At 51.8% G+C, this 15,707-nt stretch carries 19 protein-coding genes; 16 read left to right on the top strand and 3 right to left on the bottom strand.

Going from position 1 to position 15,707, the window contains the following annotated elements:
• The first annotated feature begins 108 nt into the window (after positions 1 to 108).
• Positions 109 to 600: a cysteine hydrolase family protein gene (locus KNP92_RS08665; protein ID WP_214839510.1), complete on the top strand. Its 492-nt coding sequence runs from the start codon at positions 109 to 111 to the stop codon at positions 598 to 600.
• A gap of 106 nt (positions 601 to 706) precedes the next feature.
• Here the strand turns inward: KNP92_RS08665 and KNP92_RS08660 are convergent, their stop codons facing one another.
• Both KNP92_RS08660 and KNP92_RS08655 read right to left on the bottom strand, forming a co-directional pair.
• Entirely contained in the window at positions 707 to 1,066 is a 360-nt protein-coding gene (locus KNP92_RS08660; RefSeq protein ID WP_214839508.1) for a YugN family protein, read from the bottom strand.
• 101 nt (positions 1,067 to 1,167) lie between these two features.
• Positions 1,168 to 1,923, bottom strand: coding sequence for an ATP-grasp domain-containing protein (locus KNP92_RS08655; RefSeq protein WP_214839506.1), 756 nt, complete (start codon positions 1,921 to 1,923; stop codon positions 1,168 to 1,170).
• Between the two features lie 129 nt (positions 1,924 to 2,052).
• Here KNP92_RS08655 and KNP92_RS08650 point away from each other — a divergent pair, with 129 nt between their 5' ends.
• Genes KNP92_RS08650 through KNP92_RS08630 form a run of 5 tightly spaced genes read left to right on the top strand, consistent with a single transcriptional unit; the run spans position 2,053 to position 4,866 of the window.
• The gene (locus KNP92_RS08650; protein WP_214839504.1) at positions 2,053 to 2,505 is read left to right on the top strand and encodes a YlbF/YmcA family competence regulator; all 453 of its coding nucleotides are present in this window, start codon (positions 2,053 to 2,055) and stop codon (positions 2,503 to 2,505) included.
• Positions 2,489 to 2,752 (top strand): DUF2129 domain-containing protein, encoded by a 264-nt coding sequence (locus KNP92_RS08645; RefSeq protein WP_260564165.1) that lies wholly within the window; start codon positions 2,489 to 2,491, stop codon positions 2,750 to 2,752. The genes KNP92_RS08650 and KNP92_RS08645 overlap by 17 nt, the downstream gene beginning before the upstream one ends.
• A 56-nt stretch (positions 2,753 to 2,808) precedes the next feature.
• Positions 2,809 to 3,375 (top strand): 16S rRNA (guanine(966)-N(2))-methyltransferase RsmD, encoded by a 567-nt coding sequence (gene rsmD / locus KNP92_RS08640; protein WP_214840290.1) that lies wholly within the window; start codon positions 2,809 to 2,811, stop codon positions 3,373 to 3,375.
• Positions 3,376 to 3,379: 4 nt separating this feature from the next.
• On the top strand, positions 3,380 to 3,877 hold the full coding sequence (coaD, locus tag KNP92_RS08635; RefSeq protein ID WP_034805643.1) for a pantetheine-phosphate adenylyltransferase: 498 nt from the start codon (positions 3,380 to 3,382) through the stop codon (positions 3,875 to 3,877).
• Positions 3,874 to 4,866 carry a SepM family pheromone-processing serine protease gene (locus KNP92_RS08630; RefSeq protein ID WP_214839500.1) on the top strand — a complete coding sequence of 331 codons (993 nt, stop codon included), beginning with the start codon at positions 3,874 to 3,876 and terminating at the stop codon, positions 4,864 to 4,866. The genes coaD and KNP92_RS08630 overlap by 4 nt, the downstream gene beginning before the upstream one ends.
• Here KNP92_RS08630 and KNP92_RS08625 read toward each other — a convergent pair.
• Positions 4,845 to 5,972, bottom strand: coding sequence for a tRNA(Met) cytidine acetate ligase (locus tag KNP92_RS08625; RefSeq protein ID WP_214839497.1), 1,128 nt, complete (start codon positions 5,970 to 5,972; stop codon positions 4,845 to 4,847). The genes KNP92_RS08630 and KNP92_RS08625 overlap by 22 nt on opposite strands.
• Positions 5,973 to 6,129: 157 nt before the next feature.
• Here KNP92_RS08625 and KNP92_RS08620 point away from each other — a divergent pair, with 157 nt between their 5' ends.
• The 10 genes from KNP92_RS08620 to mraY all read left to right on the top strand — a co-directional run bounded on the left by KNP92_RS08620 (position 6,130) and on the right by mraY (position 15,706).
• Positions 6,130 to 6,657, top strand: coding sequence for a YceD family protein (locus tag KNP92_RS08620; RefSeq protein WP_214839495.1), 528 nt, complete (start codon positions 6,130 to 6,132; stop codon positions 6,655 to 6,657).
• 22 nt (positions 6,658 to 6,679) lie between these two features.
• On the top strand, positions 6,680 to 6,853 hold the full coding sequence (rpmF, locus tag KNP92_RS08615; RefSeq protein WP_015881300.1) for a 50S ribosomal protein L32: 174 nt from the start codon (positions 6,680 to 6,682) through the stop codon (positions 6,851 to 6,853).
• A 102-nt stretch (positions 6,854 to 6,955) separates the two neighbouring features.
• Positions 6,956 to 7,795, top strand: a complete 840-nt coding sequence (locus KNP92_RS08610) for a ketopantoate reductase family protein (protein WP_214839493.1) — start codon at positions 6,956 to 6,958, stop codon at positions 7,793 to 7,795.
• Positions 7,795 to 8,148: a DUF3397 domain-containing protein gene (locus KNP92_RS08605; RefSeq protein ID WP_260564167.1), complete on the top strand. Its 354-nt coding sequence runs from the start codon at positions 7,795 to 7,797 to the stop codon at positions 8,146 to 8,148. Before KNP92_RS08610 ends, KNP92_RS08605 begins: the two co-directional genes overlap by 1 nt.
• Positions 8,149 to 8,217: 69 nt before the next feature.
• Positions 8,218 to 9,729 (top strand): bacillithiol biosynthesis cysteine-adding enzyme BshC, encoded by a 1,512-nt coding sequence (gene bshC, locus KNP92_RS08600; RefSeq protein ID WP_214839489.1) that lies wholly within the window; start codon positions 8,218 to 8,220, stop codon positions 9,727 to 9,729.
• A 166-nt stretch (positions 9,730 to 9,895) separates the two neighbouring features.
• Complete coding sequence (rsmH, locus tag KNP92_RS08595) at positions 9,896 to 10,828, top strand: 16S rRNA (cytosine(1402)-N(4))-methyltransferase RsmH (protein ID WP_214839487.1); 933 nt, start codon at positions 9,896 to 9,898, stop codon at positions 10,826 to 10,828.
• A 23-nt stretch (positions 10,829 to 10,851) separates the two neighbouring features.
• Positions 10,852 to 11,217, top strand: a complete 366-nt coding sequence (gene ftsL, locus KNP92_RS08590; RefSeq protein ID WP_214839485.1) for a cell division protein FtsL — start codon at positions 10,852 to 10,854, stop codon at positions 11,215 to 11,217.
• Positions 11,218 to 11,252: 35 nt separating this feature from the next.
• The gene (locus tag KNP92_RS08585; RefSeq protein ID WP_260564149.1) at positions 11,253 to 13,361 is read left to right on the top strand and encodes a penicillin-binding transpeptidase domain-containing protein; all 2,109 of its coding nucleotides are present in this window, start codon (positions 11,253 to 11,255) and stop codon (positions 13,359 to 13,361) included.
• Positions 13,362 to 13,419: 58 nt separating this feature from the next.
• A complete protein-coding gene (locus KNP92_RS08580; protein WP_214839481.1) occupies positions 13,420 to 14,724 on the top strand; it encodes a UDP-N-acetylmuramoyl-tripeptide--D-alanyl-D-alanine ligase in 1,305 nt (434 codons plus the stop codon).
• Positions 14,725 to 14,746: 22 nt separating this feature from the next.
• Positions 14,747 to 15,706, top strand: a complete 960-nt coding sequence (gene mraY / locus KNP92_RS08575; protein WP_214839479.1) for a phospho-N-acetylmuramoyl-pentapeptide-transferase — start codon at positions 14,747 to 14,749, stop codon at positions 15,704 to 15,706.
• The last annotated feature ends 1 nt before the right edge of the window (position 15,707 follow it).

Raw genomic sequence — 15,707 nt, 5'->3', positions numbered from 1 at the left:
AGCGCAGTCCGTTTTTATTTGTTCCTATATTTTCCATAAGTGAACTCTGTTATGATTAGGAAAAGAAAAGACTACCGAGCCATTTGTTCGATATGAGGAGGAAAGAGGATGGGAAAAGAAGCGTTAGTCGTCATTGATCTTCAAAATGATATTACGAAAAACTACAAAACCGTGATTGAAAACGTCAATCACTCGATTGATTGGGCCGTCGAGCATGACGTGCCGGTCGTCTACATCCGTCATGAAAATCTCTCAGCAGGAACAAGGACGTTTAAAACGGGTACGCGCGGGGCAGAACTCGTCCCGGACTTGAAGGTGGCGTCTGACCACGTCTTCACGAAATATAAAGGAAACGCGTTAACGAGCGAAGCGTTCTCGGCCTTCATCGAGCAGTATGAAGTCGAGACGTTCTACATCACCGGTGCGGATGCCATCGCCTGCGTGAAGTCGACGTGTTACAACATGCGAAAAGCAAACTATGATGTTCAAGTCCTGTCCGATTGTATAACAAGTTATGATCAAAAGAAGATTGCTGAGATGATTCAATATTACGAGGGGAAAGGCTGCAAGATTATTCGAGTGGAGGACTTACCTGCTTGACTTGGAGGTTGAACATGATGAGATCCGGACTCTATAGGGGTCCTTTTTTTGTTAACAAAGAATGGGTGAACAGTCATAGGGTTTCAAATGAAAAACCCCTTTACGATTAAAGGGGTTTGACTTCTAATGTCTCAGCGAGAGCAGTTAAGCGACGCTCACAGTCGCGGACGATTTCTTCTGGGAACTCTTCGTCATACTCGACGCCATGTGGATAATAGTGTTTCCCGAGAATCGGTGTCAACATTTTCACGACAGCGTGACGGTCCTCGATTTGGCCCTCAATTGCGTAGACCGGTAAGCGAAGGTAAAACGTCTCGCCCGTCGATTGCTTCTCGTATTTCATATCATACGTCGCACGCTCGTAGTCCCAAGCGCCTTCACGGATGAAATGATGATGATCCATGATCGTCTCGAGCAAACCGAAGCGGATTTCTTTTCCCTCGATGTGGAACTGCTCAAATTTCATCATAATCCCCCTTTTTTCAATAAACCTCATATGTCATCATATCATATTCAAAAACGTTGTTGGAATAACGTGTGTTCAAATTGTGAAAAAAAGATGAACGGTCAGCGAAGCGTCTCGAGGTAGGACTCAATCTTCTCAGGCAAGCGGACACCGAGTGGCATGAGGCCTTCTGAACCGAAGAAGACGTTGAACTCAAGGATGTAAAACCCTTCTTGTGTGACGATTACGTCGAACGCCGCATGATTGATGTGAAGCGTCTTCGCGATTTCAAGTACTTCCTCGACGACGTCTTGTGGGATCTCCTCGTACGAGAAGGTGGCACCTTGGGCGACGTTATTTAGAAACGCCTCACTCACCCGCCAGTAAGCGCCGGCGACTTCTTCGCCAATGATGATGATGCGAAGATCGCGGTCGTTCGGGATATACTCTTGTACGTAAAACGTGTCGTGTTTCTCCACGTACTCGAGCCAGTCTTGTTCGTGTTTGATGAGCCAGACGCCTTGACCCATCGACGACTTCGCTGTTTTGGCGACGAACGGATAAGTGAATTCCTCGAGCACCCGCTCGATCGTATAGGCGTTTTTTCCGTAAATGAGCGTTTTCGGAATGCGGTCCGGGAACGTCGCTTTAAACGCTCGTGTCATCTCGATTTTATCGTGGCCGAGATGATAGGTCGCCGGTGAGGGATAGATGGATTTATTCAAGCCGTATATAATGGAATTTACCATCCAATATTCCGGAAATAAGACGAGATCGGCGGCTCGCACTTTATCGAGTTGGTCAAAATAGTATTCAGGTTTCGCGTAGTCGGTTTTTATGCCAGCCGAGCGAATCATATTGAAAGAGACTTTTTTCATCGGACACCGTGCAGGCACGGTGATTCACTTCCTTTCTATTGAGAACGCATGAGTCACGTTCAATTATAAAGCCGATTGCTCACAGAGGGAATCAATTGTGGTAAAATCATGTCAGAAAGGGTGAAAGCCATGATTATCACTGAACAGACGATTGATCTTCTCGATCGGGCCGAAACGTTGGCCGAACTGATTGAGTCGAGCGAATCGTTCCAAACATATATCACGACAAAGCGGGCACGCATGGCGTCAGTCGAGGCGCGTGACGTCGAGCGTGAATTTTTACGCATGAAAGAAGATTACGAGTACGTGCAACGATTCGGTAAACATCACCCGGATCATGATCGCATCAAAAAAGAGATGCATCTTGTTAAGCGTCGACTCGATGTCCAACCGGAAGTGGCTGCGTTTAAAAAAGCGGAGCGGAATCTGGACAAATTGCTTGGGGAAGTGAGCGGCTTGTTGGCTCACTCTGTATCCCCGAAAATCAAAGTCCCGACGGGCAACCCGTTCTTTGATGAAGGCGGCTGCTCCGGCGGAGGAAGTTGTGGCGGAGGAGGCGGAAGCTGTGGATGTGCTGTCTAACTCGTTTGAGCGGAACGGACGAATCGGCCTTGTCGTCTACGTCCAGTCGCTAAAACAAGTGAAAGTGCTCAGACGATATGCGAACTTGTATTATGTGTCGAAGCGGGAGAAGTACGCCTTTTTGTATACAGATTTAGAAGGGCACGAAACGGTCATTGAACAAATGCAGGCACTACCGTTCGTCGAGAATGTCATCCGTAGCGAACGACCGTTCATCGCCGAGACGTATGAACCGAAACAGAAGTAAAACGAAACAAGATGAAGGTGGCGACACCTTCATCTTTTCTGGTGGGGGAGAGAACAATGCGCGTTATTTCAGGAGAACGTAAAGGGACACGGTTGAAGGCTGTCCCAGGGTCGGCGACACGTCCGACGACAGATAAAGTGAAAGAATCACTCTTTAATATCATCGGTCCGTACTTTGCTGGAGGAGAGGCGCTCGATTTGTACGCCGGAAGTGGTGGGCTTGGAATCGAAGCGCTCTCGCGCGGTTGTGACCACGCTGTATTCGTCGACAAGCAGACGAAGGCGATTCAGACGATTGAAGAAAACCTACGCATCACACGCTATGAGGCAAATGCGACGATTCTCCGTCAAGATGCGCGTCAAGTGCTCGATCAACTGATCACGAGCGGCAGAGCGTTCAAACTAATCTTCATGGACCCTCCGTATCACGCCGAAGAGCATGAAACGTTTTTACAGTTAATCGAGGCGAATCATCTGCTGACCGACAACGGGGTCGTCGTCTGTGAACATGGAAGTGAGACCGAGTTGCCTGAACGTGTCGGACGACTCGAGAAAATTAAAGTACAGCGCTACTCAGACGTCATCACGATCAGTTTTTATGAGTACGCTTTGACGGAGGAGTGAGAACATGTCCAAACGCATCGCCATCTGTCCAGGAAGCTTTGACCCGATTACGAACGGTCATTTAGATATTATCGAGCGCGCCGCCGCCATCTTTGACGAAGTGATTGTCGCCGTCCTCGAAAACTCGAGCAAAGCACCGTTATTCGACGTCGAAGAGCGGCTCACGCTCATCCGTGACGTCACGACGCATTTGCCGAACGTGACGGCTGACGCATTCGGTGGCTTGCTCGTCGAATATGCCGCCGAGCGGGAAGCGGCCACCATCGTCCGCGGCCTGCGCGCCGTCTCCGACTTCGAATATGAGCTTCAAATCGCATCAATCAATAAGAAGTTAAACGAAGACGTTGAGACGCTCTTCATGATGACGAACAGCCAATACTCGTTCCTCAGTTCGTCGATTGTCAAAGAAGTTGCGAAATACGGGGCTTCCGTCAATGAGCTCGTTCCGGTTCAAGTCGAAGAGGCGCTACGCAGAAAGTTTGAAGCGAGCCGACAACCATGAGGTCGTTAAAAATCGGATTCGGCTTGCTCGTTGCCGTGCTCATCTTCTTGTTCGTCCCGTTACCGTATTACATCACGTATCCGGGCGAGGCGACGTCAATCGAACGGTTCATGACGGTCGAAGATGGAGAGAAGGAGCCGGGGGAACTCATGATGGTCACCATCTCGCAGCGGCGAGCGACCCCGCTCTGGCTCGTCGGGAGCTGGTTCACCCCGTTCACAGAAGCGAGTCCGTCGAGCCGGTATTTATATGACGGGGAAGGCGAAGCGGACTACGAGCGGCGACAGCAGCTTCTCATGGCGTCGTCACAACAAGCAGCCATTCAATACGCTTACGCGCTCGCTGATGCGGACGTGGATGTCGACTTCAACGGCATGTACGTCTCGGCCCCGATTACCGGATCGCTCGCCTCGAACGTCTTAAAGCCGGGTGACGTCATCACGGCGATTGATGGTCGTGCCTTCATGTCACGGCTCGATTTTCTCGATCAAGTGGCGACGTTTGAGGCAGGTGACGAGGTCAAGCTTACGATTGAGCGAGACGGCCGAGAACGGGTCGTGACTACGCTCGTCCAACCGCTTGATCGGTCAGGTGACCGGGTCGGCATCGGTATCTATGAGCCGTTACCTGTCCAAGACGTGGTCACAGATCCAGCCGTCGCATTCGAACTGACAAACGTCGGTGGACCGTCGGCCGGTCTCATGTTCACACTCGAAATCTATGATCAATTGACGCAAGGCGATTTGGCAAACGGTGAGAAGATTGCCGGAACCGGTACGGTCGATGAGGAAGGCAACGTCGGGCCAATTGGTGGGGCGTGGCAGAAGATTGTCGCTGCCGACCGTGCCGGTGCGACGGTGTTCTTCGTACCGGATGGGCCAAATTATGAAGAAGCGAGGTCGTCTCTCGACCGGCTCGAATCCGACATTGAAGTCGTACCGGTCAAGACGGTCGAAGAGGCGATTCGTTATTTAGAGTCGATGAATTGAGGCGTCTGCCTATGCTCAGGGGCTGACAGACCGAGCGGGAGGCGATACGCTTCCGTTACGCGCGCCTCAAAGGCGAGGTCAGGATGGTACTTGCTGAGAAGCGGTACCGTCTTTTTTATTTCGTGCAACACGCTACGACCAACCGTGTTGAAGGCGAGCGGGCGAACATAAGGGACGTCATCAAAGCGTGTCGGCAACTCTGTCCGTTCGAAGTGAACGAGCACAGAGACGAGCGCCCGTTGAATGGCCGTCCGGGTGTACCGACGCGTCAGCATCTTAGAGAGGGCCTGTTCAAACGTCGGTTCCATACCGGCTTCGATGAGACGCGGTGAAAGCGAGGCATCGATGCCGACGAGGTGTTCGAGCACGTCTTTTGGCATCGTGCGTAGCTTGTATTGAAGCATCGGCCAATAGAGCGACCAATGGGCCATCGACTGTTGTGCAAACAGCCTCCGCGTGGCCTCAGGAACCGCCCGGACGCTACCGGCTTCGAGGTAATGGGCGCGCACCCCTGTGGCCGACATGACATCCGAGACGCCGGTGTCGTGATAACCGGCGCCGAGACGACGGACGGTATGGAGGTGGATTGAGGTGGCCGCTTTCGCGTAATGGTAGGCCAAGATGTTATTCGGGAGCGTCAAGTCAAAGTCGGGATATAGCGAAGTGAACGCCGTACTCGATGCCTTCGCTGGCGAGGCCCCATCTTTCAGTGCGGATTGGAGAGCGTCTCGATAGGCAGGTGTCGACTCGACGTCGGCTAAGGCGGCTTGCCGAATCGCTGACGCGTCGCCGCTCTCACTCCCGAACGATAGAGTTTGACACTTCATTTGCTCGGCGAGATGGACGGCAGCGCTCGCGAAACGGTCGGCACGTTGAACGCCATAACGAGTCGGGAGCTCGACGACGAGGTCGATCGCCCCGGTCTCGACCGCCGCACGCGCCCGTGACCATTTGTCGAATGCAGCAGGTTCACCGCGTTGGGTAAACTGTCCGCTCATGACGGCGATGACGGCATCGGCCTCGGTCTCGAGGCGAGCGGTTTGGGCTTGGTACAGATGACCGTTATGAAACGGATTATACTCGGCGATGATGGCCGTCTTTTGCATAAAATTACTCCTTTGCAATGTCGATTGGATTGGTGTAAGATGGATAAGTACGCTTTGACAAAGCGCCGTCGTCAACTGATTTTAGTGTAAAGAAAAAACATTGACAAAACAAGTTGGCCTATCTATAATTCATATTGTTGCAATTGAGGTGATTCGGATGAAATGGTCTATTGCACAGCTACTTAAGCTTCGAAACCAAGGTGATAGTTTTACCGTTGATGAGACGGTCGAACTTCCGGAGCTGACTCAGCTCCATCCGGATATCCGTTCGATTCGCCCAGTGCATGTGCACGGGGATGCGTCGTTCACATCTAATCAAGTTACATTCAATTTGAAGATTCAAGGTGACCTGACGTTGCCAGATGCGCGTACGTTAGACGATGTCATGTATGAATTCGATATTGAATCACTCGAGCCTTTCTTTTTGGAGAACGGGCGTTACACGGAGCAATTCGATGACGTCAATTTGCCAGACGGGAATACGATTGATCTGCGACCAATCGTACGTGAGCTCATCATGTTAGACGTCCCGATGCAAGTTTTTGGGAACGAAACAGACAAAACTCAGGTTGAAGGGGAAGGCTGGGCCCTCGTAGAGGATCAGCTGGACGACCAACCAAAAATTGACCCGCGCCTCGCGGGACTTGCCGACTTGTTCTCGAAAAAAGAGGACGAGAAAGGCTAACTTTTCAAGGAGGTGGACAACGATGGCAGTACCATTCCGTAGAACGTCGAAAACTCGCAAACGTCTTCGTCGTACTCACTTCAAACTCAACGTACCTGGTATGAACGAGTGCCCGAACTGTGGCGAAATGAAACTTTCACACCGTGTTTGCAAATCTTGCGGACATTACAACGGTAAAGAAGTAACAAGCAAATAATGCTTGTAGAAGCGGTCTCTGATGAGGTCGCTTCTTTTTTTATGGTCATCGATTCGGATTGTGGTAAACTTTTTTTGTGTATGACGAGAAGGAGGCGTGTCAATGCGACCAATCAAACGAATAGGCATCATCGGAAACGGGGCCGTCGGCATGTTAATGGCCTCGTTTCTCGCAGAAGAGTATACCGTGACGTTATACGGACGAAGCGGTGAACGTGGCGACGTCACGATTGAACGCGTTGGGGTGACGAGCGGCACGGCGCGTGTCGCGTATAAGCCGATTCAGTTTCTTGAGGAGACGGAAGCGGACGTCTTTTTTGTGACGACGAAAGCGCACCACGTCGAAGCGGCGACCGAACGGCTGACAGGTGACGTGCCGGTGTTTATCTGTTCGAATGGGATTGCCCACCTCGACTATGCAGAACAGCGCGGGTTTCATATCGGCGTCATCGAACATGGTGTAACGCGTGACGGGACGACGATCCGGCATAGTGGACTCGGGCGCGTCCGGATTGGAAGCCTAACCGACATGGAGCCACACGTTTTTCGCACATCGCCGTTACAAATCGTCTGGGAGTCCGATATCCGGTACGTCGTCATCGAAAAGTTGTTCGCGAACGCCGTCATCAATCCAATCACCGCGCTTTGTCGCGTTCCTAACGGTGCTGTCAGTCAGTCCCCGTGTCGCGAGGTCGCGCAGCAAATCTATGCCGAGTTGACGACGTTGTTTGACGAGACTGTACCGTATACATATATCGAGACGATCATCGAGAAGACGGCGAACAATCGCTCCTCGATGTTACGAGACGTGGAGGCAGGTCGGGCGACTGAGGTCCACGCGATTTTAACGCCACTCTTGAAACGGGCCGAGGCGAGAGGGGTCGAATTGACCGTAATCCCGCTTATGCAAAAATTGATTATAGGGGCGAGCGCATCTTGTTAGTGTATATCGTTTCATTTCCACTCATCATTTGGTTTATGGTGTATATGGTACTTAGAAAAATTATGCCGAAATCGGTCAATACGTTCAAGTTGGTGTGTGACGTTGGCGTCATGTTCTGGTTCTATGCGTGCGCCGTGCTGTTAGAGGCGATTGTTGGGAATGATTTATTTTGGTTATTGCTCGCCATTTGTGTCGCCATCTTCCCCGTGAATGCGATTTGGCAACGGGTGCGGCATGAGGAAGTCGTGTTCACGAAGATGTTTGTCCACGGTTGGCGCTTGCTTTTTTTATTGCTCGTTCCGACGCATGCCGTCCTATTCATTGTCGGCATCGCCAAGCACATGATGTATTGATTGATTGAAAGGAAGTCGTTATACGTGAGGATAGAGTCGCTTGATGCCATGTATGCCTCGTCTTCTCCGATGATTCAAATCGAGGACGGATATGCAGACTGGCTTGATTATAAAGGAATGGGTGAATTGAAAGCGCGAGCGGAAGAACTCGATGGACGGACGTATCCACATCGCGAAGCGCTCGCATCCATCTTACGGACCCAACAAGCCGAATACGGCCCGCTATCAGAAGCGATGGAGCGGAAATTAACTGCGTTCGCGAACGGCGATGCGTATACGATGGTGACCGGGCAGCAAGTCGGCGTGTTTGGCGGCCCACTGTTTGCGGTCTATAAACTGTTGACCGTACTCAAACGGGCAAAACAAGCGGAAGCCGTCTTGAATAAACCGGTCTTGCCGATTTTCTGGATGGCGACAGAGGACCATGACTATGCAGAAATTAATCACGTCTTCATTCCGCAACCGCTGTCGCGTCAGTTCCGAAAAGAGGCGCTGTCGGGTGTCCCGCTTGCGGGGAAAGCATCGGTCGGGGAGCTCGAGTTTGACCGGTTAAAAATCGAACTTGTTCAAATGCTACAGCACATGCTCCTCGCCGAGACGGAGACGGTCCATACACCGATACTCTATCGAGAACTCGTGGACGTCTTGCAAAAGTCGCACTCGTTCGCACAATTTTTCGGGAAGGTGATGCGGCGCTTCGTCGGCCAGGAGTTCCTGCTCTTCGATCCGCATCAAAAAGAAGTGCGGATGCTTGGGCGTGAGGTGTTTGAACGACTCATCACTGGGCACGATGCGCTCAAACACGCATTCGCGCACGCATACGAAAATGGGATGCCAGAAGTGGAATTAAACCGAGACGCGGCCCATGTGTTCTATCATGACGGGACGCGTGAGCTTCTGACAAAAGAACAGGACGTCTTCACGACGAAGCGCGGCCATCGCTTTACGGAAACGGACTTGCTGTCAGAGCTTGACGCGCACCCGGAACGTTTCTCGAATAACGTCGTCTCGCGTCCGCTCATGCAAGACTATCTGTTCCCGACGCTCGCCTACATCGCGGGGCCGGGCGAAATTGCCTACTGGCTCCAGTTGCGCCCGTTGTTCCACGTCTTCGAATGGAAGATGCCGCTTCTCCTTCCACGTCTTGGCGCGGTCCTCTTGTCGTCGAACGACGAGAAGAAGTTACGCCAAGAGGCTATCGACCTCGTCGACTACTTGGCAACCCCGCTCCCAGACCATGCGTTTGACGACGCGGCTTTCGATGAACAGCTGTACAGTTACCGCGCTTTATCGGCAGCGCTTGGCAAAGAGGCAGGACGTCACGGTCACCGTTTTGAAACGAGCGCGCAACAGTTGCTCGAGCGGCTTGCTGACGAGATGCGGGCCGAGGCGAAACGTGAACAGTATCGATTGAATCATCGTCGCATCCATCTGTCGACGCGGCTCATCCCGATGAACGCACCGCAAGAACGGATTTGGTCGATGATCCCGATTTTGAACCGCCATGGTCTTGACGTGTTCAAGCGTCTGTTCCATGCATATGAAACGGCTGAAACCGAGCGATGTTTAGTTAAATTGTGAAAAAAAGGAAGTTTAAAATTAGATTCCCTTGAAAACAGGGAATCTTTTTTCGTTTGTTACCTTTTTGTTTCCTCTTTTCGCTAAAAACGAATGCGGTGCTTGACATTTTTATGATAAAGTAAGTGTAATAAAACAGTTGAAATTTGTAGGTTGAGAGGGTTTTTGTATGTTTGAGCATGAAACGGTTTTAAAAATGGAGTCCATCGAAGGTTTGAACATTAAAGCAGACGGCATTTACGTCGACTGTACGTTAGGTGGCGCGGGTCATAGCGAAGAGATCGTGAAGCGCTTGACGACAGGTCATCTATACGCGTTCGACCAGGATGACGTCGCACTCGCACATGCGAAAGAGCGTTTGGCTCCATACGAAGACCGGGTTACTTTTATAAAGAGCAACTTTGTCCATTTGAAAGACGAGCTTCACAGTCGCGGTGTGACACAAGTTGACGGCGTCTTATTCGACCTCGGCGTCTCCTCGCCCCAACTGGACGAGGCGGAACGTGGCTTTAGTTATAACTTTGACGCGCCGCTCGACATGCGAATGGATCGCTCGAAGCCATTTTCGGCTTATCACGTCGTAAATGAATGGGCGTTTGGGGACCTTGCCCGCATCTTCTTTACATATGGGGAAGAGAAGTTCTCAAAACAGATTGCCCGAAAGATTGAACAGGCACGTGCTGAAAAACCGATTGAGACGACGTTCGAACTCGTCGACTTGATTAAAGACGCGATTCCAGCTCCGGCACGACGTAAAGGCGGTCATCCTGCCAAGCGGACGTTCCAAGCGATTCGAATCGCGGTCAACGATGAATTGAACGTGTTCGACCGCGCCGTGCAAGACGCGATTGACATGCTCGCCATCAACGGTCGCATCTGTGTCATCACGTTCCACTCGCTTGAAGATCGGATCTGCAAGCAAGTCTTTAAAGAGAAGAGCCAGCATCCACCGCTTCCACCAGGGTTGCCGGTCATTCCGAAAGAGTTTGAACCTGAGCTTAAACTCATCACGCGAAAGCCGATTACGGCCGGCGGTGAGGAACTCGAAGACAATCGGCGCGCCCGCTCTGCGAAACTGCGCGTCGCTGAAAAACAAAAATAGACTGTACGTAGGAGGGATACCTGATGCCAGAAGCTGCCCGCGAGGCTCTGCAGCCTCACATTTCACCGAATCGAAATCCGATTCCGCAAGAACGACCGATACCTGCTCCAAAACGACGTACGTTAACTTTGTTCGAAGCTATTTTGTATCCGACCATGATTGGTTCTGTCGTCTTGTTCGGTGGCATCACGGTGTCGAAACATAACGAAGCGTACAACATCATGCGCGATACGGCGTTAATCACGCAAGAGACGAACGCGCTCGCTAAAGAAAACGAAGAATTGAAATATGAGATCGCCCAATTAAGCTCGCCAGAGAGAATCTATGCGATAGCTGAAAAGCTCGGAATGCAGTTCAACGAAAAGAACGTCAAGGTGATTGACAGATGAACTCTCTACAACAGAGTAAAAAAAGAGTGGCGTGGGTGGCGATTGTTTGCTTCACACCGCTCTTTTTATTTTTTGTCGGTTGGTTCTTCTACTTGTCTGTCTTTCAAACATACAAAGGTGAGAACATGCTCGCGTTCGCCGAGGAAGAACGGTGGAAAGCGGTCAGCACGTTGAAAGCGGAACGTGGGGAAATCTTTGACCGGTTCGGTCAGCCGATCGCGATCAACATCCCGTCGTATCGCGTCGTAGCGGTCTTGAAGCTCGGCGGCGAACGCGTCGAAGGAAAGACGCTCATGCCGGAAGAGTTCCCGGAAGCCGCACGCGAACTCGCGACCGTCATTCCGATGACGGAGGCCGATGTGTTGAAGCGCCTTGAACAAAACGTCGACCGCGGGCAAATCGAGTTCGGTGTTCCCGGACGCGATTTGACGGTCGAGCAAAAAGAAGAGCTAGAAGCGTTCGAGATTCCGGGCATCACGTTCGTCGAAGAACCGAAGCGCTATTACCCGAACAAGGTCTTCGCATCAAGCGTCATCGGCTATGCGCAAAAAATGGATCAGAACGGGCGTATCGAGCTCGTCGGTGAGCTCGGAATCGAGAAGTCATTAAACGACATCTTGAGCGAGTCGTATGGGTTAAACCGATTCGAGAAGGACTTAGCGGGCCGTCCGCTCATCACGAGCGATGAACAGCTTCGAATCGAGCCAGAAGACGGGGCCGACGTTCAGTTGACGATCGACCACCGGATTCAGCAACTGCTCGATACGAAGATGGATGAGTTGTATAAAGAGTATGCACCGAAAAATGCGACAGCCATCATCATGGACCCGAAGACGGGGGAGATTGTCGCGTTGTCCGACCGGCCATCGTTTGATCCGAACACACGTGAAATCACGTCGTATAGCAACTTCTCCGTCTCGTCACGTTTCGAGCCGGGGTCGACGATGAAGATTTTCACGCTCGCTGCCGCGATCAATGAAGGCGTGTTCGATCCGAACGAACTATACAAGTCCGGTTCTTACACGTATGGGCGGACGACGTTCAATGATTATAACATTACCGGATGGGGTACCATCCCTATGGTAGAAGGCGTCTGGCACTCGTCGAACGTCGCGTTCTCGATTCTCGCGAATGAACGGCTCGGACTTGGTCGCTATGAAGATTATTTCAACGCCTTTAAGTTCGATCAACGGACAGGTGTCGATCTACCGGGTGAGGTCAATAGTCAATATGACTTCGATAGCCCGCTTAACGTGCTCATCACCGCATGGGGACAATCGACGGCAGTGACACCGATGCAAATCTTGCAGGCGACGTCAGCGATTGCGACGGATGGGACGATGAAACAGCCTCACGTCATCAAAAAAGTCGTCAATCGTGAGACGGGTGAGACGATTCGGACGACGAATCCGAAAATCGTCGGTCAACCGATTACAGCTGAGGCTGCCGAAAAGACGCGAGAAGCGCTCGATGGGGTCGTCAATAGCGACCTCGGGACCGGCCAACTGTATGCACTTGAGAACTATCGCGTGATCGGAAAGACAGGGACGGCTCAGATTGCAGAGAACGGGAAGTATTTGAGCGGGCAGTATATTCATTCGTTCGTCGGCATGGCCCCGGAGGAAAATCCGGAACTCGTTATGTATATTGCCGTCGACCGGCCGAACAGTGACTCCTCGACGACGGGCCCACGAATCATGGCCCCGTTGTTCAAAGACGTCATGGACGTGGCGCTCCGCTATCGGAGCGTCGAGCCGGAGAAGCAAGAGAAGGCGATTGAAGCCACGTCGAAGACGACGGCATCATACATTGACCTCAGTCGTGAAGAGTCGGTCAACAACGCGCGAGAAGCTGCGTTCGCCCCGGTACTTCTCGGCAGTGGCGGCAGTGTGGCGGCGCAAAGCCCAGTCGAAGGCCAATCGTACGTCACAGGAGAGCGGTTATTGCTCAAGACCGGTGATACGTTCGCGATGCCGAACTTGTCTGGGTGGTCGCTTCGAGATGTGAAGCGATTGGCGACGTTGTATCAACTGAATTTAGAAATCGAGGGGACCGGCTTCGTCACTTCCCAATCTATCGGGAAAGACAAGCCTGTCAAAACGGGAGCGACGCTGAAAGTGAAGCTTCAATCCCCGTCGAATTAATGGAACAGGATCAAGAGGGCCTCGGCTCTCTTTTCCTTTGTCACAGGAGGAAATACGGATGGAACAAGTAACGATTCAAACATTGGCTAGTTGGTTCGGTATGACGATTGAAGACACACGAGAAGTTCGGAAAGTCGCGACCGACTCGCGTGACGAGAACGGCGCAGGTTTATTCGTCCCGATTATCGGGGCACGCGTCGACGGACACGATTTTATCGACAAAGCAATCGAGCAAGGCGCCATCGTCACGTTTTGGGAAGAAGGACGCGAACGACCGGAAGGAATCGTCGTCATCCCGGTCCCGTCTCCACTAAAAGCGCTCCAAGAAGCGGCGGCGCGCTACTTAGCAGAAATCAACCCGCTCGTCGTCGCCATCACCGGCTCGAACGGGAAGACCTCAACGAAAGACATGGTCGCCGTCGTGCTCGAAGAGAAGTTCAAGACGCACAAGACGGCAGGCAACTTCAATTCAGACGTCGGCTTACCGCTCACCGTTCTCCGGATGCCACGTGATACCGAGGTAGCCGTACTCGAGATGGGTATGAACGGATTTGGGCAAATCGAACTGTTGTCGAACATCGCAAAACCGGATGTCGCTTTCGTTACGAATATCGGTGAGTCGCACGGGGAACAGGTCGGAGGTCGTGAAGGCATCGCGAAAGCGAAACTTGAGATTAAGGCCGGTTTGAAAGACGAAGGTGTCTTGATTGTCGATGCGGATGAGCCGCTTCTTTCTGGTCAAGGGTTCCGTGTCGGTTACGCGGACGATGCTGACGGGAAAATTGAGGTCGTTGAGACGACGTTCGATGCGTCTATCTTCCGTTATGACGGTGAATTGTTCGAATTGAAAGTGCTCGGCGCCCATCAAATCCGAAACGCGGCATATGCGATTGCGTGCGGGCGTCAGTTTGGGCTCGACCATGCGATGATTCAGCGCGGCCTCGATCGGGTCAAGTTGACGACGATGCGTATGGAAAAACAAATGTTTGGCGATGCGCACTTGATCAATGATGCTTATAATGCGAGCCCGACTTCGATGATTGCGGCGATTGAAACGGTGAAGTCACTCGTTGGCTTCTCGCGCCGCGTCCTCGTACTCGGTGATATGTATGAGCTCGGTGCTGATGAACAAGCGCAACATGTTCAGGTCGGTCATGTGATCACAGCCCCAGTGACGGACGTCCTCTTGATTGGGGACAAGGCGAAATGGATTGCAGACGGGATTTCAGCCGTAAACATAAACGTGACACACGTCGGGACGGTCGAAGAAGCGAAACCGCTCCTTAGCAGTTATCAACGACCACAGACTGTGATATTGTTAAAGGCATCGCGAGGACTGGCGCTCGAGCGTCTAGTTCAATAATAGAGAGTAGTGAGGTACGAACATGTTAATTAGTTTAATCGTCTTGATCAGTTCATTATTGACCGTGTTGGTCGTTATGCCACGTGCGATTCCTGCGCTACGGCAATTGAAGTTCGGCCAAGAAATCCGTGACGAAGGTCCGGATTGGCATCAAAAGAAATCGGGGACGCCGACGATGGGCGGGATTGTCATCTTGCTCGCGCTCATCATCGGATTCATCGTCTCGCTCATTTTCGGAGATGCGGTCGCAGGCTTCGGGACGCTTTTATTCGTCACGCTCGCGTTCGGTGTAATCGGCTTCCTCGACGACTATATTAAAGTCGTCAACAAACGGAATCTCGGTTTGACGTCGCTTCAGAAATTAATTGGTCAAATCGTCGTCTCGGTCTTATTCGTCTGGTTCTTGTCACTCGGAGGCGCATTAGATACGACGATTCAAATCCCGTTCACTTCGATCGCGTTTGATACGGGTTGGTTGTATGTCGCCATCGTCATTTTCTGGCTCGTTGGTTTCTCGAATGCGGTCAACTTGACGGACGGCCTCGACGGCCTCGTCTCGTTCTCGGCCATCCCGACGTTCGCCTTTTTCGGGATTTATGCGCTCGGACAAGATGAAGCGGGGATTGCTTGGTTCGCGTTCAGCGCGGTCGGGGCTCTTCTCGGCTTTCTTGTCTTTAACAAATATCCAGCGAAAATCTTCATGGGTGACACGGGATCGCTCGCACTTGGCGGCGCGGTCGCCGGCCTCGCCCTCATGTTGAAGCTCGAGTTGTTGCTCGTCTTCGTCGGCATTATCTTCGTCATCGAGACGCTCAGCGTTATCTTGCAAGTCATCTCGTTCAAGACGACCGGAAAGCGCATCTTTAAAATGAGCCCGATTCATCACCATTTTGAGATGGTCGGATGGTCGGAATGGCGCATCGTGTTGACATTCGGTGGAATCAGCTTGATCACGGCAGTGTTGTCGTTACTTCTTATGTAAT

The sequence above is a fragment of the Exiguobacterium sp. s122 genome (genome assembly GCF_018618475.1).
Lineage (GTDB): Bacteria > Bacillota > Bacilli > Exiguobacteriales > Exiguobacteriaceae > Exiguobacterium > Exiguobacterium himgiriensis.
The sequence above is the reverse complement of the archived record's forward strand: the minus strand, read 5'-3'. Positions and strand labels throughout refer to the sequence as shown.